The organism is Pseudomonas sp. WJP1, from assembly GCF_028471945.1.
Classification (GTDB): Bacteria; Pseudomonadota; Gammaproteobacteria; order Pseudomonadales; family Pseudomonadaceae; genus Aquipseudomonas.
Window position 1 is genome coordinate 6,345,967 of record NZ_CP110128.1, and the last position, 24,404, is coordinate 6,370,370.

Here is a 24,404-nt window from a genome sequence, read left to right on the forward strand (position 1 = left end):
TCCCCCTTCAGTTGTCGCTGATTGACTGTAGTTGATGGGGTGCAGAGTTCAGGCCAAGCGTCTCTTCGAGAAAAACTGTATTAAAGTCAGTCAGTTGCGGGAAAGGTATAGCGCCGAGCCTGCTTTATTCTGCACGACTCGCTGCAAGACTCTGGCATTTTGCACGACCCAAGGTAGCTATTCCCCCCTGTGGGAGCGAGCCTGCTCGCGATGAGGCCAGCACATTCACCATTCATGTTGCCTGACACGCTGCCATCGCGAGCAGGTTCGCTCCCACAGGGGATTTGTGGTGATCCGCCTATCGGGTTACTACACTCGGCATCACCCCAAACCGCGCCCGATAATCACTCGGCGCCAGCCCGGTAATCTTCTTGAATGTCGAACGAAACGCCCCGGGATCCTGATATCCAACGGTCCAGGCGATGTGATCGATGGTGCCATTGGTAAATTCGAGCATTTCCCGGGCCTTACCAACTCGCAGGTGCTGGCAATACTCCGTGGGCTTGAGCCCGGTTGCCGCACGGAATCGGCGCAGGAACGTTCGCTCTTCCAGCCCTGCCCGCTCAGCCATCGCCGTCAGCGAGACATCGGTGGCGCCAGTGCTTTGCAGCCAGTGTTGAACCTTGAGAATCGCCGCATCGCCATGGTTGAGAATCGGCGCGAAATTGCTGCCGCATTCACTGGCGCTGTCGCTGTGTTCCACCACCAGAAAACGTGCGGTTCCGGTGGCAATGCTCGGCCCCAACAGACGATCCACCAGGCGCAGGCCCAATTCAGACCACGCCATCAGGCCGGCTGTGGTAATCAGGTCACCGTCATCGACGATGGGCGTATCGGCTTTTAGGTTGATCGCCGGGTAGCGCTCGGCGAAGGTTTTGGCGGAAGTCCAGTGAGTGGTGGCGCTGCGCCCGTCGAGCAATCCACTTTCAGCCAATAGCAACGAACCCACGCAAACACCGCCCAGGGTCGCGCCATTGGCATGTTGCTGGCGAAGCCAGCGCAGCAGCGCCTGCGGCGCCTGGGCTTCGCTGAACCCGGCAATCGACGGTGGAATCAACACCGCCACCAATGCGCCGTCCGCAGCGGGGTGGCTGTCATAGACACGAACGGGTGCCTGCTCGCCGTCGACCTGCCAATGGCTGATCCGCAACAAAGGCAATCGCGCGGCCTGATGCTCGGCGGCGATGCGGTTGGCCACCCCGAACAGATCCGTCAACCCATGCACCGCCGCCATCTGCGCGCCGGGATAGATCAACACGCCCAGCTCGACGATTGCCCTTTGTGCATCCATTGTCAGTTTTCCCCCCTCTATTGTCGGTGCGGCCAATCCCTGGACGGTCTGCCAGGGTCAATACTTCATCCCACATTCAAACCGCACTTCGAGGAAACAGTCATGGCCAAGCAAGCACTCATCGTAGTCGATATCCAAAAAGACTACTTCCCCCAAGGCAAGTGGCCATTGGCCGGTGCCGATGCCGCCGCGGACAACGCCGTTCGTCTTCTCAAGGCCTTTCGTGACGCCGGTGATTCGGTGGTGCACATCCGCCACGAATTCACCTCCGCTGAAGCACCGTTTTTCACCCCGGGGTCCGACGGCGCGAAGCTGCACCCGAAAGTCCTCAACCAGGGCAATGAGCCGGTGGTGCTCAAGCACTTCGTCAACTCGTTCCGTGAAACCGAACTGCAGTCCATTCTCGACGAGCAGGGCATCAAGGAACTTGTGGTGGTCGGCAGCATGAGCCACATGTGTGTCGACGGCATCACCCGCGCTGCCAATGACCTGGGCTACAGCGTCACGGTGATCCATGATGCCTGTGCCTCCCGTGACCTGGAGTTCAACGGCCTCACCGTTCCGGCGGCCCATGTGCATGCCGCGTTCATGTCGGCATTGGGTTTTGCCTACGCCAAGGTGGTGTCCACTGACGAGTTTCTCGCGGCCAACTGATTAAACCCCGGAAACGCAAAAGGCCCGTAGCGACTGATCGTTACGGGCCTTTTCATTTATGCCGTTCGGGAAAGCAAATGCTTAGAACGGAATATCGTCATCGAAGCTGTCGAAGTCCGGAGCGGGCTGCGGAGCGGCCTGCTGAGGAGCCGGGCGCGACTGTTGCGGTGCCGACTGCTGTGGACGCGGAGCCTGCTGGCGCGGAGCGGATTGCTGGTAGTTACCGCCGCCCTGGCCTTGCTGGTCACCCTGTTGTGGACGACCGCCCAGCAGTTGCATGGTGCCTTGCATGTCGACCACGATTTCAGTGGTGTAACGCTTGATACCGTCTTTTTCCCACTCGCGGGTCTGCAGCTTGCCTTCGATGTAGACCTGCGAACCTTTACGCAGGTACTCGCCTGCGATCTCTGCAACTTTGCCGAACATCGACACACGGTGCCATTCGGTTTTTTCGACTTTCTGACCGGTTTGCTTGTCGGTCCACTGTTCGCTGGTTGCCAGACTCAGGTTGGTCACGGCGTTGCCATTCGGCAGGTAACGAACTTCAGGATCCTGGCCGCAAGTGCCGACCAATATGACTTTGTTAACCCCACGGGCCATTACGTTCTCCTAGGCTACGCACGCTGCCCCGGCCGGGTTGTTCACCAGGCTTTCAAGGGTGGTGCGATCCAATAGTTCGGTGTCCAATTTGATGTAAATCGCCGCTTCGTCTGCGACTATCACTGCATCTGTTACCCCTACGACGGCCTTCAGGCGCTCGACCAGGCCCGCTTCGCGGATCGCTTCGGGCGACAATGGCAAGCGCAGGCTTGTCACGTAGGGAGGTTCACGCATGGTAACAGCAAAGGCCAGCCAGAGGGCAGCCAGACCGGCGCATCCAAGGAACACAACCGACAGACCGCCATGCTGGAACAGCCAGCCACCGAGTATGCCGCCCAGTGCCGACCCGAGGAATTGACTGGTGGAGTAGACCCCCATCGCCGTGCCCTTGCCGCCCGCCGGTGAAACCTTGCTGATCAGCGACGGCAACGAAGCTTCCAGCAGATTGAAGGCGGTGAAAAACACCACGGTACCAATCACCAGAGCCCGCAAGCTGTCGCCGAACTGCCAGAAGAATAGCTCAGTGAGCATCAGCGTCACGACGGCGCCGAGCAAAACTCGTTTCATTTTGCGTCTCTTCTCGCCGTAGATGATGAACGGGATCATGGCGAAGAAGGAAATCAGCAGCGCGGTCAGGTACACCCACCAATGCTGCTCCTTGGGCAGCCCGGCTTTTTCGACCAGCGCCAGCGGCAGGGCAACGAAGCTCGACATCAGCATTGCGTGCAACACAAAGATACCAAGATCCAGGCGCAGCAGGTCCGGGTGCTTGAGCGTCGGGATCAGCGCCTGGCGGGCGACGCCGGATTCGCGGTGCTGCAGCGGCCCCGTGGAGCGCGGCACCATGAACATCACAATCAAGATGCCGACCAGCGCCATGCCACCCGTGGCGAGGAACAACCCGGAAAGCCCGAAAGCACGGGTCAGCAACGGCCCTACTACCATGGCGATAGCAAACGACAGGCCGATCGTCATGCCGATCATGGCCATGGCCTTGGTCCTGTGCTGCTCGCGGGTCAGGTCCGAGAGCAATGCCATCACCGCCGCGGAAATCGCCCCGGCACCTTGCAGGATCCGCCCGGCGATCACCCCCCAGATCGAGTCGGCGTTGGCCGCCAGGACGCTGCCGAGGGCGAAGACGATCAGCCCCAGGTAAATCACCGGACGGCGGCCGATGCGGTCGGAAATGAAACCGAAGGGAATCTGGAAAATCGCCTGGGTCAGGCCGTAAGCGCCAATCGCCAGCCCGATCAGGGCCGGGGTCGCTCCTGCCAGGTCCATGCCATAGGTCGCCAGGACCGGCAACACCATGAACATGCCAAGCATACGGAAGGCGAACACCAGGGCCAGACCGCTTGCCGCGCGGGTCTCGCTGCCACTCATGCGCTCGCTGTGGGGATCGTGCATGGAAAAACCTCATGTGAACCGGCGGCGATTCTACCAGTCCCATCGATTGGCAGGGTATATCGCGACGCTTTGCCGCGTGTAGATGACAGAGCTTTCATGTAAGGCAGCCATTGCAACATTCGATAGTGTGCATCCATCCAGTATTTGGCCGTATACTCCTACGTTTTCGACGCCCGCCGAGCGAGGCCACCTTGGACAAGATCCTGATTCGTGGGGCTCGAACCCACAACCTGAAGAACATCGACCTGACCCTGCCACGGGACAAGCTGATCGTCATCACCGGCCTGTCCGGCTCGGGCAAGTCGTCCCTGGCTTTCGATACGTTGTACGCCGAAGGCCAGCGCCGTTATGTCGAGTCGCTGTCGGCCTACGCCCGGCAGTTCCTGTCGATGATGGAAAAACCTGACGTCGATACCATCGAGGGCCTGTCGCCGGCGATTTCCATCGAACAGAAGTCGACCTCGCACAACCCGCGTTCGACCGTCGGCACCATCACCGAGATCTACGACTACCTGCGCCTGCTTTATGCACGCGTGGGCATTCCGCGTTGCCCGGATCACGACATTCCCCTGGAGGCGCAAACCGTCAGCCAGATGGTCGACCTGGTCCTTGCCCAACCGGAGGGCAGCAAGCTCATGCTGCTGGCCCCGGTCATTCGCGAGCGCAAAGGCGAGCACCTTTCAGTTTTCGAAGAACTGCGCGCACAAGGCTTCGTCCGTGCCCGGATCAACGGCAAGCTGTATGAGCTGGACGAAGCGCCGAAGCTCGATAAGCAGAAAAAACACACCATCGATGTGGTGGTCGACCGCTTCAAGGTCCGCGCCGACCTGCAACAGCGCCTGGCCGAATCCTTCGAGACCGCGCTGAAACTGGCAGACGGCATCGCCCTGGTGGCGCCGATGGACGACGAGCCGGGCGAAGAGATGATCTTCTCCGCGCGCTTCGCCTGCCCAATTTGCGGGCATGCCATCAGCGAACTCGAACCCAAGCTGTTTTCCTTCAACAACCCGGCTGGCGCCTGCCCGACCTGCGATGGCCTGGGGGTGAAGCAGTTCTTCGACATCAAGCGCCTGGTCAACGGTGAGCTGACCCTGGCCGAAGGCGCGATTCGCGGCTGGGACCGGCGAAACGTCTATTACTTCCAGATGCTCGGTTCGCTGGCCTCCCACTACAAGTTCAGCCTGGAAGTGCCGTTCAACGAACTGCCGGCGGATCAACAGAAGAGCATCCTGCACGGTAGCGGCTCGCAGAACGTCGATTTCAAATACCTGAATGACCGGGGCGATATCGTCAAGCGCTCGCACCCGTTCGAAGGCATCGTGCCGAACCTGGAACGTCGCTATCGTGAAACCGAGTCGGCCTCGGTGCGCGAAGAGCTGGCCAAGTTCCTCAGTACCCAGTCCTGCCCCGATTGCCGCGGCACCCGGCTGCGTCGCGAGGCGCGGCATGTGTGGGTCGGCGAGAAAACCCTGCCGGCGGTGACCAACCTGCCGATCGGCGATGCCTGCGATTATTTCGAAGGAATGAAGCTGACTGGCCGTCGTGGCGAGATTGCCGACAAGATCCTCAAGGAAATTCGCGAGCGTTTGCAGTTCCTGGTCAACGTCGGCCTCGATTATCTGTCGCTGGATCGCAGCGCAGACACCCTGTCCGGTGGTGAGGCCCAGCGTATCCGCCTGGCCAGTCAGATCGGCGCCGGGCTGGTAGGCGTCCTGTACATCCTCGACGAACCCTCGATCGGCCTGCACCAGCGTGATAACGACCGGTTGCTTGGCACCCTGAAACACCTGCGGGACATCGGCAACACGGTGATCGTGGTCGAGCACGATGAAGACGCGATTCGCCTGGCCGACTATGTAGTGGATATCGGCCCGGGCGCAGGGGTTCACGGCGGGCACATCGTCGCCGAAGGTACGCCTGCCGAGGTGATGGCGCATCCCGATTCCCTGACCGGCAAGTACCTGTCGGGCCGGGTGAAGATCGCGGTGCCGGCCAAGCGTACGCCGCGCAACAAGAAGCTGTCGCTGACGCTCAAGGGCGCCCGTGGCAACAACCTGCGCAACGTCGACCTGGAGATTCCGATCGGCCTGCTGACCTGCGTTACCGGTGTGTCCGGCTCAGGCAAGTCGACGCTGATCAACAACACGCTCTTCCCATTGAGTGCCACGGCGCTCAACGGTGCCACCACCCTGGAAGCGGCTGCTCACGACAGCATCAAGGGCCTGGAGCACCTGGATAAGGTCGTCGACATCGACCAGAGCCCCATCGGCCGTACGCCACGCTCCAACCCGGCCACCTACACCGGCCTGTTCACACCGATTCGCGAGCTGTTTGCCGGCGTGCCGGAGTCTCGCTCGCGCGGTTATGGCCCTGGGCGCTTCTCCTTCAACGTGAAGGGCGGGCGCTGCGAAGCCTGCCAAGGTGATGGCCTGATCAAGGTGGAAATGCACTTCCTGCCGGACATCTATGTGCCGTGCGATGTGTGCAAGAGCAAGCGCTACAACCGCGAAACCCTTGAGATCAAATACAAGGGCAAGAGCATCCATGAAACCCTCGAGATGACCATTGAGGAGGCCCGGGAGTTCTTCGATGCGGTACCGGCCCTGGCGCGCAAGCTGCAGACACTGATGGACGTAGGCCTGTCGTACATCAAGCTGGGACAGTCGGCGACCACGCTGTCCGGTGGCGAGGCCCAACGGGTCAAGCTGTCTCGTGAGCTGTCCAAGCGCGACACTGGCAAGACCCTGTACATCCTTGATGAGCCGACTACCGGCCTGCACTTCGCGGACATCCAGCAATTGCTGGACGTGTTGCACCGACTGCGTGACCACGGCAATACGGTGGTGGTGATCGAGCACAACCTCGACGTCATCAAGACTGCTGACTGGCTGGTGGACCTGGGACCGGAGGGGGGTTCCAAGGGCGGGCAGATCATTGCCGTCGGCACGCCGGAAGAAGTCTCGGAGATGAAGCAATCCCATACCGGTTACTACCTCAAGCCCCTGCTGGAGCGTGACCGGGCTTAATCGGGGCCCCACGAAAAAGCCCCTGTCACTTCATCAGTGACAGGGGCTTTTTTGTATTCGCCGCAATCAGGCGTGGGATTGCAGGTAATTCTCGAGACCGATCAACTTGATCAGGCCCAGCTGCTTTTCCAGCCAGTAGGTGTGATCTTCTTCGGTGTCATGCAACTGGACCCGCAGCATTTCGCGGCTGACATAGTCCTTGTGCTGCTCGCAGAGCTTGATGCCCTTGCACAGCGCAGCCCGCACCTTGTACTCCAGGCGCAAATCCGCTTCGAGCATCTCTGTCACCGTGGTGCCGACATCCAGATCGTCTGGACGCATGCGCGGCGTGCCTTCCAGCATCAGGATCCGGCGCATCAGAGCATCAGCGTGCCCTGCTTCTTCTTCCATCTCGTGGTTGATTCGTTCGTAGAGCTTGGTGAAACCCCAGTCCTCATACATCCGCGAGTGGACGAAATATTGATCACGCGCGGCCAGTTCGCCGGTCAGCAACGTGTTGAGGTAATCGATAACGTCTGGGTGGCCTTGCATCGCCCTACATCTCCCTGCTTTAAAGTCTGTAGTTTGAACCAACCTGACCGCAACGTCACTCGCCACACGCAACAAAAGCGAAGATATTCTGAGAAAAGCAGGTTAAATAACGCAAAAACCGCCCTAATAAGGGCGGTTCTGCTTCTCATTTAGACTTCGTTAAGCTGTACGTTGAGCAGCGTTGCGATTGCTTCTCCATACGACGGATCGGCCTTGTAGAAATGCTGCAACTGACGGTCGACGACGTCGCTTGAAACACCCGCCATGGCGCCCGCGATGTTGTTGACCAGCAGCGCTTTCTGCTCATCACTCATCAGGCGGAACAGTGCGCCAGCGTGGCTGTAGTAGTCCGTGTCTTCGCGATGGTCGTAGCGATCGGCCGAACCACTTAATGCAAGCGCGGGCTCAGCATAACGGGGCGCCTGCTTTGGCGACTCGATATAGCTGTTGGGCTCGTAGTTTGGCGCCGCACCACCATTGCTGCCAAAAGCCATCGAACCATCGCGCTGATAGGTGTTAACCGGGCTGCGCGGCGCATTCACCGGCAATTGCTGGTGATTGGTGCCGACACGGTAGCGGTGTGCATCCGCGTAAGCGAACACGCGACCTTGCAGCATGCGATCGGGCGACAGACCTACGCCTGGCACCATGTTGCTTGGCCCGAATGCGGCTTGCTCGACCTCGGCGAAGTAGTTCAGTGGATTTCGATTGAGCTCCAATTCACCGACTTCGATCAACGGAAACTCCTTCTGTGACCAGGTCTTGGTCACGTCGAACGGGTTCTCGTAGTGCGCTGCAGCCTGAGCCTCGGTCATGATCTGGATGCACACACGCCATTTCGGGAAGTCACCGCGCTCAATGGCTTCGAACAAGTCGCGCTGGGCGTAATCCGGATCGGTACCTGCCAGGCGCGCCGCCTCTGCAGGTGCGAGATTCTTGATCCCTTGCTGGGTCTTGTAGTGCCACTTCACCCAATGACGCTCGCCTGTGGCGCTGATCAGGCTGTAGGTGTGGCTACCGAAGCCGTGCATGTGGCGGTAGCCGTCGGGAATGCCCCGGTCGGAGAATAGAATGGTGACCTGGTGCAACGCTTCCGGAGAATGCGACCAGAAGTCCCACATTGCCTGTGCGCTTTTGAGGTTACTTTGCGGCAGGCGTTTTTGGGTGTGGATAAAGTCCGGGAATTTGAGCGGATCGCGGATGAAGAACACTGGCGTGTTGTTGCCGACAATGTCCCAGTTGCCTTCTTCGGTGTAGTACTTCAGCGCGAAGCCACGAGGGTCACGCTCGGTATCCGCCGAACCGCGCTCGCCACCGACAGTGGAGAATCGCAGGAAGGTTGGCGTTTGCTTGCCGACCGCCTCAAACAGCTTGGCACTGGTGTATTGGGTGATATCGCGAGTAACTGTAAACGTACCGTAGGCACCCGAGCCCTTGGCGTGCACACGACGCTCCGGGATGTTTTCACGGTTGAAGTGGGCCAGTTTCTCGATCAGGTGAAAATCGTCGAGCAGCAATGGGCCGCGAGGGCCGGCGGAGCGGGAATTCTGGTTGTCGGCGACAGGAGCGCCACTGGCGGTTGTAAGCGTGTTGCTTTGGCTCATGTGATCTTCCTTCCTCTGTCGGTCTTGAACTGCCGGCTAATCGGCTGAGAAGGAGTATTGATCGTCGATGTGACACCTACAAATTCATTAACCTGCAAGCATCGATAGAAAATTACTAATGATCATCTCCGACCCATGATGACCACTTGAAGCGGTTAAACGCTTGTACGCAGCGCGCTTTACTTGCAGACACAAAAAACCGGGCACTAGGCCCGGTTCTTTGTTTCAGACTGACGTCTTACTCGGCGGATACAGCTTCGCCAGCAGTAGCACGATCAACCAACTCGACGTACGCCATAGGCGCGTTGTCGCCAGCGCGGAAACCGCACTTGAGGATGCGCAGGTAGCCACCCTCACGGGTAGCGTAACGCTTGCCCAGGTCGTTGAAGAGCTTACCAACGATAGCTTTCGAACGAGTACGGTCGAAAGCCAGACGACGGTTAGCAACGCTGTCTGTCTTGGCCAAAGTGATCAGCGGCTCGGCAACGCGGCGCAGTTCTTTAGCTTTTGGCAGAGTAGTTTTGATCAGCTCGTGCTCGAACAGCGACACCGCCATGTTTTGGAACATGGCCTTGCGGTGCGAGCTGGTGCGGCTCAGGTGACGACCACTTTTACGATGACGCATGGTTCATTCCTTACCAAACACTACGTTCGGTGATTACGACGATCAGGCAGTCGCCTTGTCGTCCTTCTTAAGACTTGCAGGCGGCCAGTTGTCGAGGCGCATGCCGAGGGACAGACCGCGGGAGGCCAGAACGTCCTTGATTTCAGTCAAGGATTTCTTGCCCAGGTTCGGAGTCTTCAACAGCTCTACTTCGGTACGCTGAATCAGGTCGCCGATGTAGTAGATGTTTTCCGCCTTAAGGCAGTTAGCCGAACGTACAGTCAGTTCCAGATCGTCAACCGGGCGAAGCAGGATCGGATCGATCTCGTCTTCCTGCTCGACAACCACTGGCTCACTGTCACCTTTGAGGTCGACGAACGCAGCCAACTGCTGTTGCAGGATGGTTGCAGCACGACGGATAGCCTCTTCAGGATCCAGGGTACCGTTGGTTTCCAGATCAATAACCAGCTTGTCCAGGTTAGTACGCTGCTCGACACGGGCGTTTTCCACCACGTATGCGATACGGCGAACCGGGCTGAACGAAGAGTCAAGCTGCAAGCGACCGATGCTGCGGCTTTCGTCTTCATCGCTCTGACGCGAGTCTGCCGGTTCATAACCACGACCACGAGCTACTACGAGCTTCATGTTCAGGGCGCCGTTAGACGCCAGGTTAGCGATTACGTGATCGGGATTAACGATCTCGACATCATGATCCAGCTGAATATCGGCAGCGGTAACCACCCCCGAACCCTTCTTCGACAAGGTCAGCGTAACTTCGTCACGGCCGTGCAGCTTGATAGCCAGACCTTTAAGGTTCAACAGGATTTCAATTACGTCTTCCTGTACACCTTCGATGGCGCTGTACTCGTGGAGCACACCGTCAATCTCGGCCTCGACTACTGCACAGCCGGGCATTGAGGACAACAGGATGCGGCGCAGCGCGTTGCCCAGGGTGTGGCCAAAGCCACGCTCGAGAGGCTCGAGCGTGATCTTGGCGCGGGTTGGACTGACAACTTGCACATCAATATGGCGAGGTGTCAGGAACTCATTTACCGAAATCTGCATGGATGCACCTATTTTCTAGCCCTTACTTGGAGTAGAGCTCGACAATCAGGCTTTCGTTGATGTCGGCGGACAGATCACTGCGAGCTGGAACGTTCTTGAAAACGCCCGACTTCTTCTCAGTGTCTACTTCTACCCATTCTACGCGGCCACGTTGGGCACACAGATCGAGAGCTTGGACAATGCGAAGTTGGTTTTTTGCTTTCTCGCGAACAGCAACCACGTCACCAGCACGAACCTGGTAGGACGGAACGTTAACGGTCTGACCGTTTACGCTGATCGACTTGTGCGATACCAGCTGACGGGATTCGGCACGAGTCGAACCAAAGCCCATACGGTATACGACGTTGTCCAGACGGCATTCGAGCAGTTGCAGCAGGTTTTCACCGGTTGCACCTTTCTTGCCAGCAGCTTCTTTGTAGTAGCCGCTGAATTGACGCTCGAGAACGCCGTAGATACGACGGACCTTCTGCTTTTCACGCAGTTGGGTGCCGTAATCGGACTGGCGACCGCGGCGTTGGCCGTGGATACCAGGTGCTGCTTCAATGTTGCACTTCGATTCGATCGCGCGCACGCCGCTCTTCAGGAAGAGATCGGTGCCTTCGCGACGAGCGAGTTTGCATTTTGGACCAATGTAACGAGCCATTCTTTACAATCTCCTGGATTACACGCGGCGCTTCTTCGGCGGACGGCACCCGTTGTGCGGGATTGGCGTCACGTCGGTGATGCTGGCGATCTTATAGCCACAGCCGTTCAATGCACGGACAGCAGACTCACGACCTGGACCTGGACCTTTGACGTTGACGTCGAGGTTTTTCAGGCCATATTCCAGCGCAGCTTGACCAGCACGTTCAGCAGCTACTTGAGCAGCAAACGGGGTGGACTTGCGGGAACCGCGGAAACCCGAACCACCGGAGGTAGCCCAAGAAAGCGCGTTACCTTGACGGTCGGTGATGGTCACGATGGTGTTGTTAAAAGAAGCATGGATGTGGGCGATGCCATCAACCACTGTCTTTTTAACTTTTTTACGAGGACGAGCAGCAGGTTTTGCCATGATTAATTTCCTGTCGATTCGCGTGGGCGATTACTTGCGGATCGGCTTACGCGGACCTTTACGGGTACGCGCGTTAGTCTTGGTACGCTGACCGCGTACTGGAAGACCACGACGATGACGCAGACCACGGTAGCAACCGAGGTCCATCAAACGCTTGATTTTCATGTTGATTTCGCGACGCAGGTCACCTTCAGTGGTGAACTTCGCCACTTCGCCACGCAACTGCTCAATCTGCTCGTCGCTCAGATCTTTGATCTTTGCGGCTGGGTTTACCCCAGTCTCTGCGCAAATTTTCTGCGCAGTAGTGCGACCAACACCATAGATGTAGGTCAGCGAGATAACAGTGTGCTTGTTATCTGGAATGTTAACGCCTGCAATACGGGCCATTCAGTGGGACTCCAATTGACAGCTACCTACGCCCCGGAAGCCAAGAAATAGGGCGCGAGATAATATCGCTGTAATAACAAATAATCAACCCGGCAGCGCACTAGCTGCCGGGCTTCAAGCAGATCACACTCAGCCTTGGCGCTGTTTGTGACGCGGTTCCGCGCTGCAAATTACTCGAACAACACCTTCGCGGCGAATAATCTTGCAGTTACGGCACAGCTTTTTCACCGATGCACGAACTTTCATCACCAACTCCTCGAACCTTATGGGTCAGCGCAGCATGCCGCTGCCGTAACCCTTCAGGTTGGCTTTCTTCATCAGGGATTCGTACTGGTGCGAAACGAGGTGCGATTGTACTTGGGACATGAAGTCCATCACAACCACGACGACGATCAGCAACGAGGTCCCGCCAAGGTAGAACGGAACGTTGGCTGCAACCACCAGGAACTGGGGCAACAGGCACACGGCCGTCATGTAAAGAGCACCGAACATGGTCAAGCGAGTCAGAACGCCATCAATGTAGCGCGCAGACTGCTCACCTGGACGGATGCCCGGAATAAAGGCACCGGACTTCTTCAGGTTTTCCGCTACGTCTTTCGGATTGAACATCAACGCCGTATAGAAGAAGCAGAAGAAAATAATCCCTGCACTAAACAGCAGAATATTCAACGGCTGACCAGGAGCGATCGACTGCGAGATGTCCTGCAACCAGCCCATACCTTCAGACTGACCGAACCAGGCACCCAACGAAGCCGGAAACAGCAAAATGCTGCTCGCGAAAATAGCCGGAATAACACCGGCCATGTTCACCTTCAGCGGCAAGTGGCTTGTCTGTGCAGCGAAGACCTTGCGGCCCTGCTGACGCTTGGCGTAGTGAACAGCAATACGACGCTGACCACGCTCAATGAACACCACGAAACCGATAATCGCTACTGCCAGCAAACCGATGGCAACCAGGGCGAAGATGTTGATATCACCCTGACGCGCAGACTCGAAAGACTGCCCGATCGCTCTCGGAAGACCGGCGACGATACCCGAAAAAATCAACATCGAGATACCGTTGCCAACACCACGCTCAGTAATCTGCTCACCCAGCCACATCATGAACATCGCACCAGCCACAAATGTGGATACCGCGACGAAATGGAAGCCAAAGTCACCAGTGAACGCAACGCCCTGCCCCGCCAGACCAATGGACATGCCAATGGCCTGGACGAGAGCTAGGACGACAGTGCCGTAGCGGGTGTACTGGCTGATCTTGCGACGGCCAGCTTCACCTTCCTTCTTCAACTGCTCCAGCTGCGGGCTGACGGCGGTCATCAGTTGCATGATGATCGATGCCGAAATGTACGGCATGATCCCCAGCGCAAAGATGCTCATCCGTTCCAGCGCGCCGCCGGAAAACATGTTGAACAAGCTAAGAATGGTCCCCTCATTCTGTCGAAACAGGTCCGCGAGTCGGTCCGGGTTGATACCTGGAACCGGGATGTGTGCGCCTATTCGGTAGACGATAATCGCCAGGAACAGAAAACGCAGACGAGCCCAGAGTTCAGACATACCGCCTTTGCCGAGCGCAGAGAGAGCACCTTGCTTAGCCATTTATTCCTCGAACTTGCCGCCAGCTGCTTCGATAGCCGCACGCGCACCTTTGGTGGCGCCGATTCCCTTGCCGATAGTGACAGCGCGAGTCACTTCACCGGACAGCATGATTTTCACACGCTGTACGTTGACGTTGATCACGTTGGCATCTTTCAGGGACTGCACGGTGACGATGTCGCCTTCCACTTTAGCCAGCTCGGACAGACGCACTTCTGCGCGGTCCATGGCTTTCAGGGAAACGAAACCGAACTTCGGCAGGCGACGATGCAGCGGCTGTTGACCGCCTTCAAAGCCTGGAGCAATGGTGCCACCGGAGCGGGAGGTCTGACCTTTGTGACCACGGCCACCAGTCTTACCCAAACCACTACCGATACCACGGCCCGGACGATGCTTTTCGCGACGGGAACCCGGCGCTGGACTCAGATCATTGAGTTTCATCGATTAACCCTCGACACGCAGCATGTAGTAAGCCTTGTTGATCATCCCGCGATTCTCGGGAGTATCCTGGACTTCTACAGTGTGACCGATGCGACGCAGACCCAGACCCTTAACGCACAGTTTGTGGTTAGGGATGCGGCCGGTCATGCTTTTGATCAGCGTAACTTTAACGGTAGCCATGATCAGAAGATCTCCTTGACGCTTTTGCCACGCTTGGCAGCGATGGACTCAGGAGACTGCATTGCTTTCAAACCCTTGAAAGTGGCGTGAACCACGTTTACCGGGTTAGTCGAGCCGTAGCACTTGGCCAGAACGTTCTGAACGCCAGCAACTTCGAGAACGGCACGCATTGCGCCGCCAGCGATGATACCGGTACCTTCAGAAGCAGGCTGCATGTACACCTTCGAAGCGCCATGGGCGGACTTCATTGCGTACTGCAGAGTGGTGCCGTTCAGATCAACCTGGATCATGTTGCGGCGAGCAGCTTCCATTGCCTTCTGGATCGCAGCAGGCACTTCACGCGACTTGCCACGGCCGAAGCCAACACGCCCTTTACCATCACCAACCACGGTCAACGCGGTGAAAGTGAAGATACGGCCGCCTTTAACGGTTTTGGCTACGCGGTTAACTTGAACCAGCTTCTCGATGTAGCCTTCGTCGCGCTTTTGGTCGTTATTTGACATAACTTAGAACTCCAGCCCAGCTTCACGAGCAGCATCAGCCAGCGCTTTAACGCGGCCGTGGTACTTGAAGCCAGAGCGGTCGAAAGCCACCTGCGAGACGCCAGCGGCCTTAGCACGCGTAGCGACCAGCTGGCCAACCTTAGTGGCCGCGTCGATGTTGCCAGTGGCGCCATCACGCAGTTCTTTATCCAAAGTCGAGGCGCTTGCCAGGACTTTGTTGCCGTCGGCCGAAATGACCTGGGCGTAGATGTGCTGCGACGAGCGGAACACGCAGAGACGCACGACTTCGAGTTCGTGCATTTTCAGGCGTGCTTTGCGAGCGCGACGCAGTCGAGTAACTTTTTTGTCGGTCATTTGCTATGCCCTACTTCTTCTTGGCTTCTTTACGACGGACGACTTCGTCCGCGTAGCGCACACCTTTGCCTTTGTACGGCTCTGGTGGACGGAAGTCGCGGATCTCGGCGGCCACTTGACCTACCAGCTGCTTGTCGATGCCCTTGATCAGGATATCGGTCTGGCTAGGAGTCTCAGCGGTGATGCCTTCCGGCAGTTCATAATCCACTGGGTGCGAGAAGCCAAGAGCCAGGTTCAGCACTGTGCCTTTTGCTTGCGCTTTGTAACCAACACCGACCAGCTGGAGCTTGCGCTCGAAGCCTTGGCTTACGCCTTGGACCATGTTATTTACCAACGCACGAGTGGTACCAGCCATTGCGCGAGTTTGTTGATCGCCATTGCGAGCAGCGAAACGCAGCTCACCAGCTTCTTCAACGATCTCAACGGACGAATGGATGTTCAGTTCGAGAGTGCCCTTGGCACCCTTCACCGAAAGCTGTTGGCCTGCGAATTTTACTTCGACGCCGGCTGGCAGCTTAACGGGGTTCTTAGCGACGCGAGACATGCTTATCCCCCCTTAGAACACAGTGCAAAGAACTTCGCCGCCGACACCGGCAGCGCGCGCAGCACGATCAGTCATCACACCCTTGTTGGTGGAGACGATAGACACACCGAGACCGCCACGTACTTTTGGCAGATCATCGACGGACTTGTACTGACGCAGGCCTGGACGGCTAACGCGCTTCACTTCTTCGATAACCGGACGGCCTTCGAAGTATTTCAGCTCGATAGACAGCAGTGGTTTTGTTTCGCTGCTGATCTGATAACCCGCGATGTAACCCTCGTCCTTCAGGACTTTGGCAACAGCTACCTTCAACGTGGAAGATGGCATGCTTACGACGGACTTTTCAGCCATCTGGGCATTACGGATTCGAGTTAGCATGTCCGCTAACGGGTCCTGCATACTCATGGGCTAGACGCTCCTAATACAGAAAAATTAGCCTTGCGGCTACTACGTGTCGCCGAGAATTTCCGGGCATAAAAAACACGGGCTCAGGCGAGCCGGGTATTCTAGACACACCCCAGAAATGAATCAAGCCCCAAAAGGGGCTTGATCCAGATTCAAGGCCACCGGTGGTCAGGTTCTTGCGAACCCTCGCACCGAGACTTTGACAGTACTTACCAGCTGGCTTTAACCAGACCTGGTACGTCACCACGCATTGCCGCTTCACGCAGTTTGTTACGGCCAAGGCCGAACTTGCGGTAAACGCCGTGTGGACGACCGGTCAGGCGGCAGCGGTTACGCATGCGCGAAGCGCTTGCGTCACGTGGCTGCTTCTGCAGGGCAACTGTAGCTTCCCAACGTGCTTCTGGACTTGCGTTCAGATCAACGATGATAGCTTTCAGTGCTGCACGCTTCTTGGCGTACTTGGCAACCGTGAGCTGACGCTTCAGCTCGCGGTTTTTCATGCTCATCTTGGCCATGGTCCTACTCCAATCAGTTGCGGAACGGGAATTTGAACGCACGCAGCAGAGCGCGGCCTTCATCATCGTTCTTGGCAGTGGTGGTCAGGGTGATGTCCAGACCGCGGAGAGCATCGATCTTGTCGTAGTCGATTTCCGGGAAGATGATCTGCTCTTTCACGCCCATGCTGTAGTTACCACGACCATCGAAGGACTTGGCATTCAGGCCGCGGAAGTCGCGAACCCGAGGCAGGGAGATCGACAGCAGACGATCCAGGAACTCGTACATACGCTCACGGCGCAGGGTCACTTTGACGCCGATCGGCCAACCTTCACGGACTTTAAAGCCAGCGATGGATTTGCGAGCGTAGGTCACAACGACTTTCTGGCCGGTGATCTTTTCCAGGTCAGCAACAGCGTGCTCGATGACTTTTTTGTCGCCGATCGCTTCGCCCAGACCCATGTTCAGGGTGATTTTGGTAACGCGCGGAACTTCCATCACGTTCGAAAGCTTAAGTTCTTCCTTAAGTTTCGGAGCGATTTCCTTCCGGTAAATCTCTTTTAGTCGTGCCATGGTCTTCTACCTAGCAGTGTTCAAGCATCAACCGCTTTTTGGGTCGACTTGAAGACACGAATTTTCTTACCGTCTTCTACTTTGAAACCAACGCGGTCAGCCTTGTTGGTTTCGCCGTTGAAGATGGCTACGTTAGAAGCGTGCAGTGGCGCTTCTTTCTCGACGATACCGCCTTGTACGCCCGACATCGGGTTAGGCTTGGTATGACGCTTGACCAGGTTCAGACCACCAACAACCAGACGGTTGTCAGCAAGAACCTTCAGCACCTTACCGCGCTTACCTTTGTCTTTGCCGGCGATCACGATGATCTCGTCGTCACGACGAATCTTTTGCATGTCGGATCTCCTTACAGCACTTCTGGGGCGAGCGAGACGATCTTCATGAACTTCTCAGTACGAAGTTCACGGGTCACTGGCCCAAAGATACGGGTGCCGATCGGCTCTTGCTTGTTGTTCAGAAGAACAGCAGCGTTGCCATCAAAGCGGATAATGGAGCCATCAGCACGACGTACGCCGTGACGAGTGCGGACTACAACAGCAGTCATCACTTGGCCTTTTTTCACTTTACCGCGAGGAATTGCTTCCTTGACGGTAACTTTGATGATGTCACCGATACCAGCGTAACGACGATGGGAGCCACCCAGCACCTTGATGCACATAACGCGGCGTGCGCCGCTGTTATCGGCCACATCGAGCATGGATTGAGTCTGAATCATATAATTTCTCCGACCCCTAGTCCTTAGACTTCCACAGCGCGTTCGAGAACATCAACCAGCGCCCAAGACTTGGTCTTGGCCAAAGGACGAGTTTCACGAATAGTGACTTTGTCGCCGATGTGGCACTGATTGGTTTCGTCGTGCGCGTGCAGCTTAGTCGAACGCTTAACGTATTTACCGTAGATCGGGTGCTTAACGCGACGCTCGATCAGAACGGTGATGGTTTTGTCCATCTTGTCGCTGACAACACGGCCAGTCAGCGTACGGACAGTTTTTTCGGCTTCAGCCATGATTACTTACCTGCCTGCTGGTTGAGCACAGTCTTCACGCGAGCGATGTCACGCTTAACTTGCGAGAGCAGATGAGACTGCCCCAACTGGCCAGTTGCTTTCTGCATACGCAGATTGAACTGGTCGCGCAGCAAGCCGAGCAGTTGCTCGTTCAGCTGCTGTGCGGATTTTTCACGAAGTTCATTCGCTTTCATCACATCACCGTCCGTTTAACAAAGGAGGTGGCGAGCGGCAGCTTTGCAGCAGCCAGGGCGAAAGCCTCACGCGCCAGCTCTTCAGAAACACCCTCGATTTCATACAGGACTTTGCCTGGCTGAATCTGGGCAACCCAGTATTCCACGTTACCCTTACCTTTACCCATCCGAACCTCGAGAGGTTTTTTGGAGATCGGCTTGTCCGGGAATACACGGATCCAGATCTTGCCACCACGTTTTACGTGACGGGTCAGAGCACGACGCGCTGACTCGATCTGACGAGCGGTGAGACGACCACGAGCTACAGACTTCAGCGCGAACTCGCCGAAGCTGACTTTGCTACCGCGCAGTGCCAGACCACGGTTGTGGCCGGTCATCTGCTTGCGGAACTTCGTACGCTTTGGTTGCAACATTTGGCGTACCCCTTACTTAGCAGCTTTTTTACGAGGCGCTGGTGCTTGTGGTTTCAGTTCTTCTTGGCGACCACCAATTACTTCGCCTTTGAAGATCCAAACCTTTACACCGATCACACCGTAGGTGGTGTGAGCTTCGTAGTTGGCATAGTCGATGTCGGCACGCAGGGTGTGCAATGGCACACGACCTTCGCGATACCATTCAGTACGTGCGATTTCAGCACCGCCGAGACGACCGCTCACTTGGATTTTGATGCCCTTGGCACCAATGCGCATGGCGTTCTGTACAGCGCGCTTCATAGCGCGACGGAACATTACGCGACGCTCCAGCTGCTGAGCTACGCTCTGCGCAACCAGCATACCGTCGAGCTCCGGCTTGCGGATCTCTTCGATATTGATGTGCACAGGCACACCCATTTGCTTGGTCAGGTCCTGACGCAGTTTCTCAACATCTTCACCTTTCTTCCCGATAACGATACCTGGACGAGCGGTGTGGATGGTGATGCGTGCAGTTTGAGCCGGACGATGGATATCGATACGGCTTACGGACGCGCTTTTTAGTTTGTCTTGGAGATACTCACGCACCTTCAGATCTGCGAGCAAATAGTCCGCATAAGTCCGACCGTCTGCGTACCAGACGGAGGTGTGCTCCTTGACGATTCCCAGGCGAATGCCAATGGGATGTACTTTCTGACCCATCTCTTCGACTCCGTTACTTGTCAGCAACCTTGACAGTGATATGGCAAGACCGCTTGACGATGCGATCAGCACGGCCTTTGGCACGTGGCATGATGCGCTTCAGCGAACGCCCTTCGTTGACGAAAACGGTGCTGACCTTCAGGTCATCAACGTCTGCGCCTTCGTTATGCTCGGCGTTGGCTACGGCCGACTCCAGCACTTTCTTCATGATCTCGGCGGCTTTCTTACTGCTGAAAGCCAACAGGTTGAGCGCTTCGCCCACCTTCTTCCCGCGGATCTGGTCGGCGACCAAGCGGGCTTTCTGGGCGGAGATTCGAGCGCCCGACAACTTAGCGGCTACTTCCATTTCCTAACCCCTTAACGCTTGGCTTTCTTGTCTGCCACGTGCCCGCGATAAGTGCGGGTACCGGCGAACTCGCCCAGTTTGTGGCCGACCATGTCTTCGTTCACGAGAACTGGGACGTGCTGACGACCGTTGTGTACTGCGATGGTCAGACCGACCATTTGTGGCAGGATCATCGAACGACGCGACCAGGTTTTCACCGGTTTGCGATCGTTCTTTTCCGCCGCCACTTCGATCTTCTTCAGTAGGTGAAGATCGATAAAAGGACCTTTTTTCAGAGAACGTGGCACTGTCGTATCCCTCTATTTACTTGCGACGACGGACGATCATTTTGTCGGTACGCTTATTACCACGAGTCTTCGCGCCCTTAGTCGGGAAGCCCCATGGCGATACCGGATGACGACCACCAGAGGTACGACCTTCACCACCACCATGTGGGTGGTCAACCGGGTTCATGGCAACACCACGAACGGTTGGGCGAACGCCACGCCAGCGTTTGGCACCAGCTTTACCCAGCGAACGCAGGCTGTGCTCGGAGTTCGAGACTTCGCCCAGGGTCGCACGGCATTCAGCCAGGACTTTACGCATTTCACCGGAACGCAGACGCAGGGTAACGTACACGCCTTCACGAGCGATCAGCTGAGCCGAAGCACCAGCGGAACGAGCGATCTGTGCGCCTTTACCTGGCTTCAATTCGATGCCGTGTACGGTGCTACCAACTGGAATGTTGCGCAGTTGCAGAGCGTTGCCCGGCTTGATCGGTGCCAGAGCACCTGCGATCAGCTGGTCGCCAGCGCTCACGCCTTTAGGGGCGATGATGTAGCGACGCTCGCCATCTGCGTACAGCAGCAGAGCGATGTGAGCAGTACGGTTTGGATCGTATTCGATACGCTCGACAGTGGCAGCGATGCCATCTTTGTCGTTGCGACGGAAATCGACCAGACGATAATGCTGCTTATGACCACCACCGATGTGACGAGTGGTAATACGGCCATTGTTGTTACGACCACCAGACTTCGACTTCTTCTCGAGCAGCGGTGCGTGAGGAGCGCCTTTATGCAGCTCCTGGTTGACCACCTTGACCACAAAACGGCGGCCAGGGGAAGTCGGTTTGCATTTAACGATTGCCATGATGCACCCCTTCCTTACTCAGCACTGCTGCTGAAATCGAGATCTTGGCCTGGCTGAAGGGAGATAACTGCCTTCTTCCAGTCATTACGCTTGCCCAGACCGCGAGCAGTGCGCTTGCTCTTACCCAGAACGTTCAGGGTAGTAACACGCTCTACTTTCACGCTGAACAGGCTTTCGACGGCCTTCTTGATTTCCAGCTTGGTTGCATCAGTAGCAACCTTGAAAACGAACTGGCCTTTCTTGTCTGCCAGAACCGTAGCCTTCTCGGAAACGTGCGGGCCAAGCAGAACTTTAAATACGCGTTCCTGGTTCATCCCAGCAGCTCCTCGAATTTCTTCACGGCCGACACGGTGATCAACACCTTGTCGTATGCGATCAGACTAACTGGATCGGAACCTTGCACGTCACGTACATCTACGTGTGGCAGGTTACGAGCAGCCAGGTACAGGTTCTGATCAACAGCGTCCGACACGATCAGAACGTCGGTCAGGCTCATGTTGTTCAGTTTGCCCAGCAGGTCTTTGGTTTTCGGCGTTTCAACGGCGAAATCCTGAACCACGACCAGACGATCAGTACGCACCAGCTCAGCAAGGATGGAACGCATTGCTGCGCGATACATCTTCTTGTTCAGCTTCTGGGAGTGATCCTGAGGACGAGCTGCGAAAGTGGTACCGCCGCCACGCCAGATTGGGCTACGGATAGTACCGGCACGAGCACGGCCAGTACCTTTCTGACGCCATGGGCGCTTACCGCCACCACGAACGTCGGAACGGGTCTTTTGCTGCTTGGAACCCTGACGACCGCCAGCCATGTAGGCCACGACTGCTTGGTGAACCAGCGTCTCGTTGAATTCGCCGCCAAATGTCAGTTCGGAAACTTCGATCGCTTGAGCGTCATTTACATTTAATTGCATGTCAGCTTCCCCTTAACCGCGAGCCTTGGCTGCTGGACGTACAACCAAGTTGCCGCCAGTAGCGCCAGGAACAGCGCCCTTGACCAACAACAGATTGCGTTCAGCGTCCACGCGCACTACTTCGAGGGACTGCACGGTCACGCGCTCAGCGCCCATATGACCGGACATTTTTTTGCCCTTGAATACACGACCAGGAGTCTGGCACTGGCCGATAGAGCCTGGAACGCGGTGGGATACGGAGTTACCGTGGGTGTTATCTTGCCCGCGGAAATTCCAACGCTTGATCGTACCCTGGAAGCCTTTACCTTTGGACTGACCGGTTACATCAACCAGTTGACCAGCGGCGAAGATTTCAGCGTTGATCAGATCGCCGGCCTGGTACTCGCCTTCTTCAAGGCGGAATTCCATTACGGTACGACCAGCGGCAACGTTCGCTTTAGCGAAGTGGCCAGCCTGAGCTGCTGTTACACGCGAAGCACGACGCTCGCCGACAGTGACTTGCACTGCACGATAGCCATCGGTCTCTTCAGTTTTGAACTGGGTGACGCGATTCGGTTCGATCTCAATGACCGTGACCGGAATGGAGACACCTTCTTCGGTGAAAATACGGGTCATACCGCATTTACGACCGACTACACCAATAGTCATGTTGTAAACCTCATGAGTGTACGGGGCTTTCACCCGCTATGGCCGCCCATTTCAGAGCGTTACACGACTAAGACCGAGTCTTAGCCGAGGCTGATCTGCACTTCCACACCGGCCGCAAGATCAAGCTTCATAAGTGCATCAACGGTTTTATCCGTTGGCTGGACGATGTCCAGAACGCGCTTATGAGTACGGATCTCGTACTGGTCACGCGCGTCTTTGTTGACGTGCGGGGAGACCAGAACGGTGAACCGCTCTTTACGGGTAGGCAGTGGAATTGGACCACGCACTTGAGCACCAGTACGTTTCGCGGTTTCCACGATTTCCTGGGTGGATTGGTCGATCAGGCGATGGTCAAAAGCCTTCAACCTGATACGGATTTGCTGATTTTGCATTGGATTTCAGACTCCGGCTGCTATTCCCACCGGGCGCAATACGCCCGTTAAAAGGAGGCGCAATTCTATAGACGCCCCAGATAGGTGTCAACCCAATAAAAAAGGCCCCCGCTGAGCGGGGGCCTTTTCAAAGCATCGAAGCTATCTCAAAAGAGAAGCTTACTCGATGATTTTAGCTACAACGCCAGCACCAACGGTACGGCCGCCTTCACGGATAGCGAAGCGCAGACCGTCTTCCATTGCGATGGTTTTGATCAGGGTAACAGTCATTTGAATGTTGTCACCTGGCATTACCATTTCAACGCCTTCTGGCAGCTCGCAGTTACCGGTCACGTCAGTAGTACGGAAGTAGAACTGTGGACGGTAGCCTTTGAAGAACGGAGTGTGACGGCCGCCTTCTTCCTTGCTCAGAACGTAAACTTCTGCGGTGAACTTGGTGTGCGGCTTAACCGAACCTGGCTTAACCAGAACCTGGCCACGCTCAACGTCGTCACGCTTGGTACCACGCAGCAGAACGCCGCAGTTCTCGCCAGCACGACCTTCGTCGAGCAGCTTGCGGAACATCTCAACACCGGTGCAGGTGGTGGTGGTGGTGTCACGCAGACCAACGATTTCCAGTGCATCTTGAACGCGAACGATACCGCGCTCGATACGACCAGTCACAACAGTACCACGACCCGAGATCGAGAATACGTCTTCGATTGGCATCAGGAATGGCTTGTCGATAGCACGCTCTGGCTCTGGGATGTAGGTGTCCAGAGTCTCAACCAGCTTACGAACGGCAGTGGTGCCCATTTCGTTGTCGTCTTTGCCTTCCAGCGCCATACGAGCCGAACCGATGATGATCGGGGTGTCGTCGCCTGGGAAGTCGTAGGTGGACAGCAGGTCGCGAACTTCCATCTCAACCAGTTCCAGCAGCTCAGCGTCGTCTACCAGGTCAGCCTTGTTCAGGAAAACCACGATGTACGGAACGCCTACCTGACGGGACAGCAGGATGTGCTCACGGGTTTGTGGCATCGGACCATCAGCGGCCGAGCAAACCAGGATCGCGCCGTCCATCTGGGCAGCACCGGTGATCATGTTCTTCACGTAGTCAGCGTGACCTGGGCAGTCAACGTGAGCGTAGTGACGAATGTTCGAGTTGTACTCGACGTGCGCGGTATTGATGGTGATACCACGAGCTTTTTCTTCTGGAGCGCTGTCGATCTTGTCGAATTCAACTACGGCCGAACCGAAAACTTCGGAGCAGACGCGAGTCAGAGCAGCGGTCAGAGTGGTTTTACCGTGGTCAACGTGACCGATAGTGCCAACGTTGACGTGCGGTAGGGAACGATCAAATTTTTCTTTAGCCACGA

At 56.6% G+C, this 24,404-nt stretch carries 36 protein-coding genes; 2 read left to right on the forward strand and 34 right to left on the reverse strand.

From position 1 onward, the window contains the following. Positions 1–298 precede the first annotated feature (298 nt). Entirely contained in the window at positions 299–1,291 is a 993-nt protein-coding gene (locus OH720_RS28575; RefSeq protein ID WP_272603737.1) for a GlxA family transcriptional regulator, read from the reverse strand. A 102-nt stretch (positions 1,292–1,393) separates the two neighbouring features. Between OH720_RS28575 and OH720_RS28580 the strand changes: the two genes are divergently transcribed. Next, the gene (locus OH720_RS28580) at positions 1,394–1,945 is read left to right on the forward strand and encodes a cysteine hydrolase family protein (RefSeq protein WP_272603738.1); all 552 of its coding nucleotides are present in this window, start codon (positions 1,394–1,396) and stop codon (positions 1,943–1,945) included. An 81-nt stretch (positions 1,946–2,026) separates the two neighbouring features. Here OH720_RS28580 and OH720_RS28585 read toward each other — a convergent pair whose 3' ends face one another. Both OH720_RS28585 and OH720_RS28590 read right to left on the reverse strand, forming a co-directional pair. Then, entirely contained in the window at positions 2,027–2,545 is a 519-nt protein-coding gene (locus tag OH720_RS28585) for a single-stranded DNA-binding protein (protein WP_008065729.1), read from the reverse strand. Positions 2,546–2,554: 9 nt separating this feature from the next. Continuing rightward, positions 2,555–3,952: an MFS transporter gene (locus tag OH720_RS28590; RefSeq protein ID WP_272603739.1), complete on the reverse strand. Its 1,398-nt coding sequence runs from the start codon at positions 3,950–3,952 to the stop codon at positions 2,555–2,557. Positions 3,953–4,143: 191 nt separating this feature from the next. Between OH720_RS28590 and uvrA the strand changes: the two genes are divergently transcribed. Continuing rightward, the gene (gene uvrA, locus OH720_RS28595; protein ID WP_272603740.1) at positions 4,144–6,978 is read left to right on the forward strand and encodes an excinuclease ABC subunit UvrA; all 2,835 of its coding nucleotides are present in this window, start codon (positions 4,144–4,146) and stop codon (positions 6,976–6,978) included. 66 nt (positions 6,979–7,044) lie between these two features. On the opposite strand, the gene bfr is transcribed toward uvrA, so the two are convergent. From bfr to tuf, 31 genes are all read right to left on the reverse strand, one after another. Then, entirely contained in the window at positions 7,045–7,509 is a 465-nt protein-coding gene (gene bfr / locus OH720_RS28600) for a bacterioferritin (protein WP_007970123.1), read from the reverse strand. A gap of 149 nt (positions 7,510–7,658) precedes the next feature. Next, positions 7,659–9,113 carry a catalase gene (locus OH720_RS28605; protein ID WP_272603741.1) on the reverse strand — a complete coding sequence of 485 codons (1,455 nt, stop codon included), beginning with the start codon at positions 9,111–9,113 and terminating at the stop codon, positions 7,659–7,661. 238 nt (positions 9,114–9,351) lie between these two features. Next, positions 9,352–9,738, reverse strand: coding sequence for a 50S ribosomal protein L17 (rplQ, locus tag OH720_RS28610; RefSeq protein WP_007970429.1), 387 nt, complete (start codon positions 9,736–9,738; stop codon positions 9,352–9,354). Between the two features lie 42 nt (positions 9,739–9,780). Beyond that, complete coding sequence (locus OH720_RS28615; protein WP_007970428.1) at positions 9,781–10,782, reverse strand: DNA-directed RNA polymerase subunit alpha; 1,002 nt, start codon at positions 10,780–10,782, stop codon at positions 9,781–9,783. 22 nt (positions 10,783–10,804) lie between these two features. Continuing rightward, positions 10,805–11,425: a 30S ribosomal protein S4 gene (rpsD, locus tag OH720_RS28620; RefSeq protein ID WP_003176404.1), complete on the reverse strand. Its 621-nt coding sequence runs from the start codon at positions 11,423–11,425 to the stop codon at positions 10,805–10,807. 18 nt (positions 11,426–11,443) lie between these two features. Next, positions 11,444–11,833 carry a 30S ribosomal protein S11 gene (rpsK, locus tag OH720_RS28625; RefSeq protein ID WP_002555466.1) on the reverse strand — a complete coding sequence of 130 codons (390 nt, stop codon included), beginning with the start codon at positions 11,831–11,833 and terminating at the stop codon, positions 11,444–11,446. 30 nt (positions 11,834–11,863) lie between these two features. Beyond that, a complete protein-coding gene (gene rpsM, locus OH720_RS28630) occupies positions 11,864–12,220 on the reverse strand; it encodes a 30S ribosomal protein S13 (protein ID WP_009045849.1) in 357 nt (118 codons plus the stop codon). Between the two features lie 129 nt (positions 12,221–12,349). Beyond that, positions 12,350–12,466 carry a 50S ribosomal protein L36 gene (rpmJ, locus tag OH720_RS28635; RefSeq protein ID WP_002555468.1) on the reverse strand — a complete coding sequence of 39 codons (117 nt, stop codon included), beginning with the start codon at positions 12,464–12,466 and terminating at the stop codon, positions 12,350–12,352. Positions 12,467–12,490: 24 nt separating this feature from the next. Then, positions 12,491–13,819 carry a preprotein translocase subunit SecY gene (gene secY / locus OH720_RS28640; RefSeq protein ID WP_003228718.1) on the reverse strand — a complete coding sequence of 443 codons (1,329 nt, stop codon included), beginning with the start codon at positions 13,817–13,819 and terminating at the stop codon, positions 12,491–12,493. Beyond that, complete coding sequence (gene rplO / locus OH720_RS28645; RefSeq protein ID WP_003228720.1) at positions 13,820–14,257, reverse strand: 50S ribosomal protein L15; 438 nt, start codon at positions 14,255–14,257, stop codon at positions 13,820–13,822. Between the two features lie 3 nt (positions 14,258–14,260). After that, positions 14,261–14,437 carry a 50S ribosomal protein L30 gene (gene rpmD / locus OH720_RS28650; RefSeq protein WP_003176408.1) on the reverse strand — a complete coding sequence of 59 codons (177 nt, stop codon included), beginning with the start codon at positions 14,435–14,437 and terminating at the stop codon, positions 14,261–14,263. A 2-nt stretch (positions 14,438–14,439) separates the two neighbouring features. After that, positions 14,440–14,940, reverse strand: a complete 501-nt coding sequence (gene rpsE, locus OH720_RS28655) for a 30S ribosomal protein S5 (protein ID WP_003186035.1) — start codon at positions 14,938–14,940, stop codon at positions 14,440–14,442. Positions 14,941–14,943: 3 nt separating this feature from the next. Further along, the gene (gene rplR / locus OH720_RS28660; protein ID WP_003186037.1) at positions 14,944–15,294 is read right to left on the reverse strand and encodes a 50S ribosomal protein L18; all 351 of its coding nucleotides are present in this window, start codon (positions 15,292–15,294) and stop codon (positions 14,944–14,946) included. A gap of 10 nt (positions 15,295–15,304) precedes the next feature. Further along, positions 15,305–15,838, reverse strand: coding sequence for a 50S ribosomal protein L6 (gene rplF / locus OH720_RS28665; RefSeq protein WP_003176412.1), 534 nt, complete (start codon positions 15,836–15,838; stop codon positions 15,305–15,307). A gap of 12 nt (positions 15,839–15,850) precedes the next feature. Continuing rightward, positions 15,851–16,243 (reverse strand): 30S ribosomal protein S8, encoded by a 393-nt coding sequence (gene rpsH, locus OH720_RS28670; RefSeq protein ID WP_008065722.1) that lies wholly within the window; start codon positions 16,241–16,243, stop codon positions 15,851–15,853. 209 nt (positions 16,244–16,452) lie between these two features. After that, entirely contained in the window at positions 16,453–16,758 is a 306-nt protein-coding gene (gene rpsN, locus OH720_RS28675) for a 30S ribosomal protein S14 (protein WP_003176414.1), read from the reverse strand. 13 nt (positions 16,759–16,771) lie between these two features. Further along, the gene (gene rplE / locus OH720_RS28680) at positions 16,772–17,311 is read right to left on the reverse strand and encodes a 50S ribosomal protein L5 (RefSeq protein WP_003210069.1); all 540 of its coding nucleotides are present in this window, start codon (positions 17,309–17,311) and stop codon (positions 16,772–16,774) included. 20 nt (positions 17,312–17,331) lie between these two features. Then, positions 17,332–17,646 carry a 50S ribosomal protein L24 gene (gene rplX, locus OH720_RS28685; protein ID WP_003186046.1) on the reverse strand — a complete coding sequence of 105 codons (315 nt, stop codon included), beginning with the start codon at positions 17,644–17,646 and terminating at the stop codon, positions 17,332–17,334. An 11-nt stretch (positions 17,647–17,657) separates the two neighbouring features. Continuing rightward, positions 17,658–18,026, reverse strand: a complete 369-nt coding sequence (gene rplN / locus OH720_RS28690; protein ID WP_002555479.1) for a 50S ribosomal protein L14 — start codon at positions 18,024–18,026, stop codon at positions 17,658–17,660. Between the two features lie 23 nt (positions 18,027–18,049). Then, entirely contained in the window at positions 18,050–18,316 is a 267-nt protein-coding gene (gene rpsQ, locus OH720_RS28695; protein WP_003176419.1) for a 30S ribosomal protein S17, read from the reverse strand. A 2-nt stretch (positions 18,317–18,318) separates the two neighbouring features. Continuing rightward, positions 18,319–18,510, reverse strand: a complete 192-nt coding sequence (rpmC, locus tag OH720_RS28700) for a 50S ribosomal protein L29 (RefSeq protein ID WP_002555481.1) — start codon at positions 18,508–18,510, stop codon at positions 18,319–18,321. After that, entirely contained in the window at positions 18,510–18,923 is a 414-nt protein-coding gene (gene rplP, locus OH720_RS28705; protein ID WP_003228729.1) for a 50S ribosomal protein L16, read from the reverse strand. The genes rpmC and rplP overlap by 1 nt, the downstream gene beginning before the upstream one ends. A gap of 12 nt (positions 18,924–18,935) precedes the next feature. Next, the gene (rpsC, locus tag OH720_RS28710) at positions 18,936–19,622 is read right to left on the reverse strand and encodes a 30S ribosomal protein S3 (RefSeq protein WP_008065719.1); all 687 of its coding nucleotides are present in this window, start codon (positions 19,620–19,622) and stop codon (positions 18,936–18,938) included. A gap of 13 nt (positions 19,623–19,635) precedes the next feature. Then, positions 19,636–19,968 carry a 50S ribosomal protein L22 gene (rplV, locus tag OH720_RS28715; protein WP_003103908.1) on the reverse strand — a complete coding sequence of 111 codons (333 nt, stop codon included), beginning with the start codon at positions 19,966–19,968 and terminating at the stop codon, positions 19,636–19,638. Positions 19,969–19,979: 11 nt separating this feature from the next. After that, positions 19,980–20,255 (reverse strand): 30S ribosomal protein S19, encoded by a 276-nt coding sequence (rpsS, locus tag OH720_RS28720; RefSeq protein WP_002555486.1) that lies wholly within the window; start codon positions 20,253–20,255, stop codon positions 19,980–19,982. Between the two features lie 16 nt (positions 20,256–20,271). Continuing rightward, positions 20,272–21,096, reverse strand: coding sequence for a 50S ribosomal protein L2 (rplB, locus tag OH720_RS28725; protein WP_003186055.1), 825 nt, complete (start codon positions 21,094–21,096; stop codon positions 20,272–20,274). A 14-nt stretch (positions 21,097–21,110) separates the two neighbouring features. Next, complete coding sequence (rplW, locus tag OH720_RS28730; RefSeq protein WP_002555488.1) at positions 21,111–21,410, reverse strand: 50S ribosomal protein L23; 300 nt, start codon at positions 21,408–21,410, stop codon at positions 21,111–21,113. Further along, complete coding sequence (gene rplD, locus OH720_RS28735) at positions 21,407–22,009, reverse strand: 50S ribosomal protein L4 (protein WP_003228735.1); 603 nt, start codon at positions 22,007–22,009, stop codon at positions 21,407–21,409. The genes rplW and rplD overlap by 4 nt, the downstream gene beginning before the upstream one ends. A gap of 12 nt (positions 22,010–22,021) precedes the next feature. Next, positions 22,022–22,657, reverse strand: a complete 636-nt coding sequence (gene rplC / locus OH720_RS28740) for a 50S ribosomal protein L3 (RefSeq protein ID WP_003186059.1) — start codon at positions 22,655–22,657, stop codon at positions 22,022–22,024. 80 nt (positions 22,658–22,737) lie between these two features. Next, positions 22,738–23,049: a 30S ribosomal protein S10 gene (gene rpsJ / locus OH720_RS28745; protein ID WP_003186070.1), complete on the reverse strand. Its 312-nt coding sequence runs from the start codon at positions 23,047–23,049 to the stop codon at positions 22,738–22,740. 159 nt (positions 23,050–23,208) lie between these two features. Then, positions 23,209–24,402, reverse strand: coding sequence for an elongation factor Tu (gene tuf, locus OH720_RS28750; protein WP_008065716.1), 1,194 nt, complete (start codon positions 24,400–24,402; stop codon positions 23,209–23,211). Between the last annotated feature and the right edge of the window lie 2 nt (positions 24,403–24,404).

What these genes read in the sequence shown, in the direction of transcription:
- rpmD (WP_003176408.1), bottom strand. Translation starts at nt 14,437, where the DNA reads ATGGCTACCGTTAAAGTTACGCTGATCAAAAGCATGACCGGCCGCATC.
- rpsE (WP_003186035.1), bottom strand. Translation starts at nt 14,940, where the DNA reads ATGTCAAATAACGACCAAAAGCGCGACGAAGGCTACATCGAGAAGCTG.
- rplE (WP_003210069.1), bottom strand. Translation starts at nt 17,311, where the DNA reads ATGGCACGACTAAAAGAGATTTACCGGAAGGAAATCGCTCCGAAACTT.
- rplX (WP_003186046.1), bottom strand. Translation starts at nt 17,646, where the DNA reads ATGCAAAAGATTCGTCGTGACGACGAGATCATCGTGATCGCCGGCAAA.
- rpmC (WP_002555481.1), bottom strand. Translation starts at nt 18,510, where the DNA reads ATGAAAGCGAATGAACTTCGTGAAAAATCCGCACAGCAGCTGAACGAG.
- rplO (WP_003228720.1), bottom strand. Translation starts at nt 14,257, where the DNA reads ATGAAACTCAATGATCTGAGTCCAGCGCCGGGTTCCCGTCGCGAAAAG.
- rpsM (WP_009045849.1), bottom strand. Translation starts at nt 12,220, where the DNA reads ATGGCCCGTATTGCAGGCGTTAACATTCCAGATAACAAGCACACTGTT.
- rplN (WP_002555479.1), bottom strand. Translation starts at nt 18,026, where the DNA reads ATGATTCAGACTCAATCCATGCTCGATGTGGCCGATAACAGCGGCGCA.
- rplQ (WP_007970429.1), bottom strand. Translation starts at nt 9,738, where the DNA reads ATGCGTCATCGTAAAAGTGGTCGTCACCTGAGCCGCACCAGCTCGCAC.
- rplB (WP_003186055.1), bottom strand. Translation starts at nt 21,096, where the DNA reads ATGGCAATCGTTAAATGCAAACCGACTTCCCCTGGCCGCCGTTTTGTG.
- rpsH (WP_008065722.1), bottom strand. Translation starts at nt 16,243, where the DNA reads ATGAGTATGCAGGACCCGTTAGCGGACATGCTAACTCGAATCCGTAAT.
- OH720_RS28605 (WP_272603741.1), bottom strand. Translation starts at nt 9,113, where the DNA reads ATGAGCCAAAGCAACACGCTTACAACCGCCAGTGGCGCTCCTGTCGCC.
- rpsQ (WP_003176419.1), bottom strand. Translation starts at nt 18,316, where the DNA reads ATGGCTGAAGCCGAAAAAACTGTCCGTACGCTGACTGGCCGTGTTGTC.
- OH720_RS28585 (WP_008065729.1), bottom strand. Translation starts at nt 2,545, where the DNA reads ATGGCCCGTGGGGTTAACAAAGTCATATTGGTCGGCACTTGCGGCCAG.
- OH720_RS28615 (WP_007970428.1), bottom strand. Translation starts at nt 10,782, where the DNA reads ATGCAGATTTCGGTAAATGAGTTCCTGACACCTCGCCATATTGATGTG.
- OH720_RS28590 (WP_272603739.1), bottom strand. Translation starts at nt 3,952, where the DNA reads ATGCACGATCCCCACAGCGAGCGCATGAGTGGCAGCGAGACCCGCGCG.
- rplC (WP_003186059.1), bottom strand. Translation starts at nt 22,657, where the DNA reads ATGACTATTGGTGTAGTCGGTCGTAAATGCGGTATGACCCGTATTTTC.
- rplV (WP_003103908.1), bottom strand. Translation starts at nt 19,968, where the DNA reads ATGGAAGTAGCCGCTAAGTTGTCGGGCGCTCGAATCTCCGCCCAGAAA.
- rpsN (WP_003176414.1), bottom strand. Translation starts at nt 16,758, where the DNA reads ATGGCCAAGATGAGCATGAAAAACCGCGAGCTGAAGCGTCAGCTCACG.
- rpmJ (WP_002555468.1), bottom strand. Translation starts at nt 12,466, where the DNA reads ATGAAAGTTCGTGCATCGGTGAAAAAGCTGTGCCGTAACTGCAAGATT.
- rpsJ (WP_003186070.1), bottom strand. Translation starts at nt 23,049, where the DNA reads ATGCAAAATCAGCAAATCCGTATCAGGTTGAAGGCTTTTGACCATCGC.
- rplD (WP_003228735.1), bottom strand. Translation starts at nt 22,009, where the DNA reads ATGCAATTAAATGTAAATGACGCTCAAGCGATCGAAGTTTCCGAACTG.
- OH720_RS28575 (WP_272603737.1), bottom strand. Translation starts at nt 1,291, where the DNA reads ATGGATGCACAAAGGGCAATCGTCGAGCTGGGCGTGTTGATCTATCCC.
- rpsC (WP_008065719.1), bottom strand. Translation starts at nt 19,622, where the DNA reads ATGGGTCAGAAAGTACATCCCATTGGCATTCGCCTGGGAATCGTCAAG.
- secY (WP_003228718.1), bottom strand. Translation starts at nt 13,819, where the DNA reads ATGGCTAAGCAAGGTGCTCTCTCTGCGCTCGGCAAAGGCGGTATGTCT.
- rpsD (WP_003176404.1), bottom strand. Translation starts at nt 11,425, where the DNA reads ATGGCTCGTTACATTGGTCCAAAATGCAAACTCGCTCGTCGCGAAGGC.
- OH720_RS28580 (WP_272603738.1), top strand. Translation starts at nt 1,394, where the DNA reads ATGGCCAAGCAAGCACTCATCGTAGTCGATATCCAAAAAGACTACTTC.
- rplR (WP_003186037.1), bottom strand. Translation starts at nt 15,294, where the DNA reads ATGACCGACAAAAAAGTTACTCGACTGCGTCGCGCTCGCAAAGCACGC.
- rplW (WP_002555488.1), bottom strand. Translation starts at nt 21,410, where the DNA reads ATGAACCAGGAACGCGTATTTAAAGTTCTGCTTGGCCCGCACGTTTCC.
- rplF (WP_003176412.1), bottom strand. Translation starts at nt 15,838, where the DNA reads ATGTCTCGCGTCGCTAAGAACCCCGTTAAGCTGCCAGCCGGCGTCGAA.
- rplP (WP_003228729.1), bottom strand. Translation starts at nt 18,923, where the DNA reads ATGTTGCAACCAAAGCGTACGAAGTTCCGCAAGCAGATGACCGGCCAC.
- rpsK (WP_002555466.1), bottom strand. Translation starts at nt 11,833, where the DNA reads ATGGCAAAACCTGCTGCTCGTCCTCGTAAAAAAGTTAAAAAGACAGTG.
- bfr (WP_007970123.1), bottom strand. Translation starts at nt 7,509, where the DNA reads ATGCAAGGCCACCCAGACGTTATCGATTACCTCAACACGTTGCTGACC.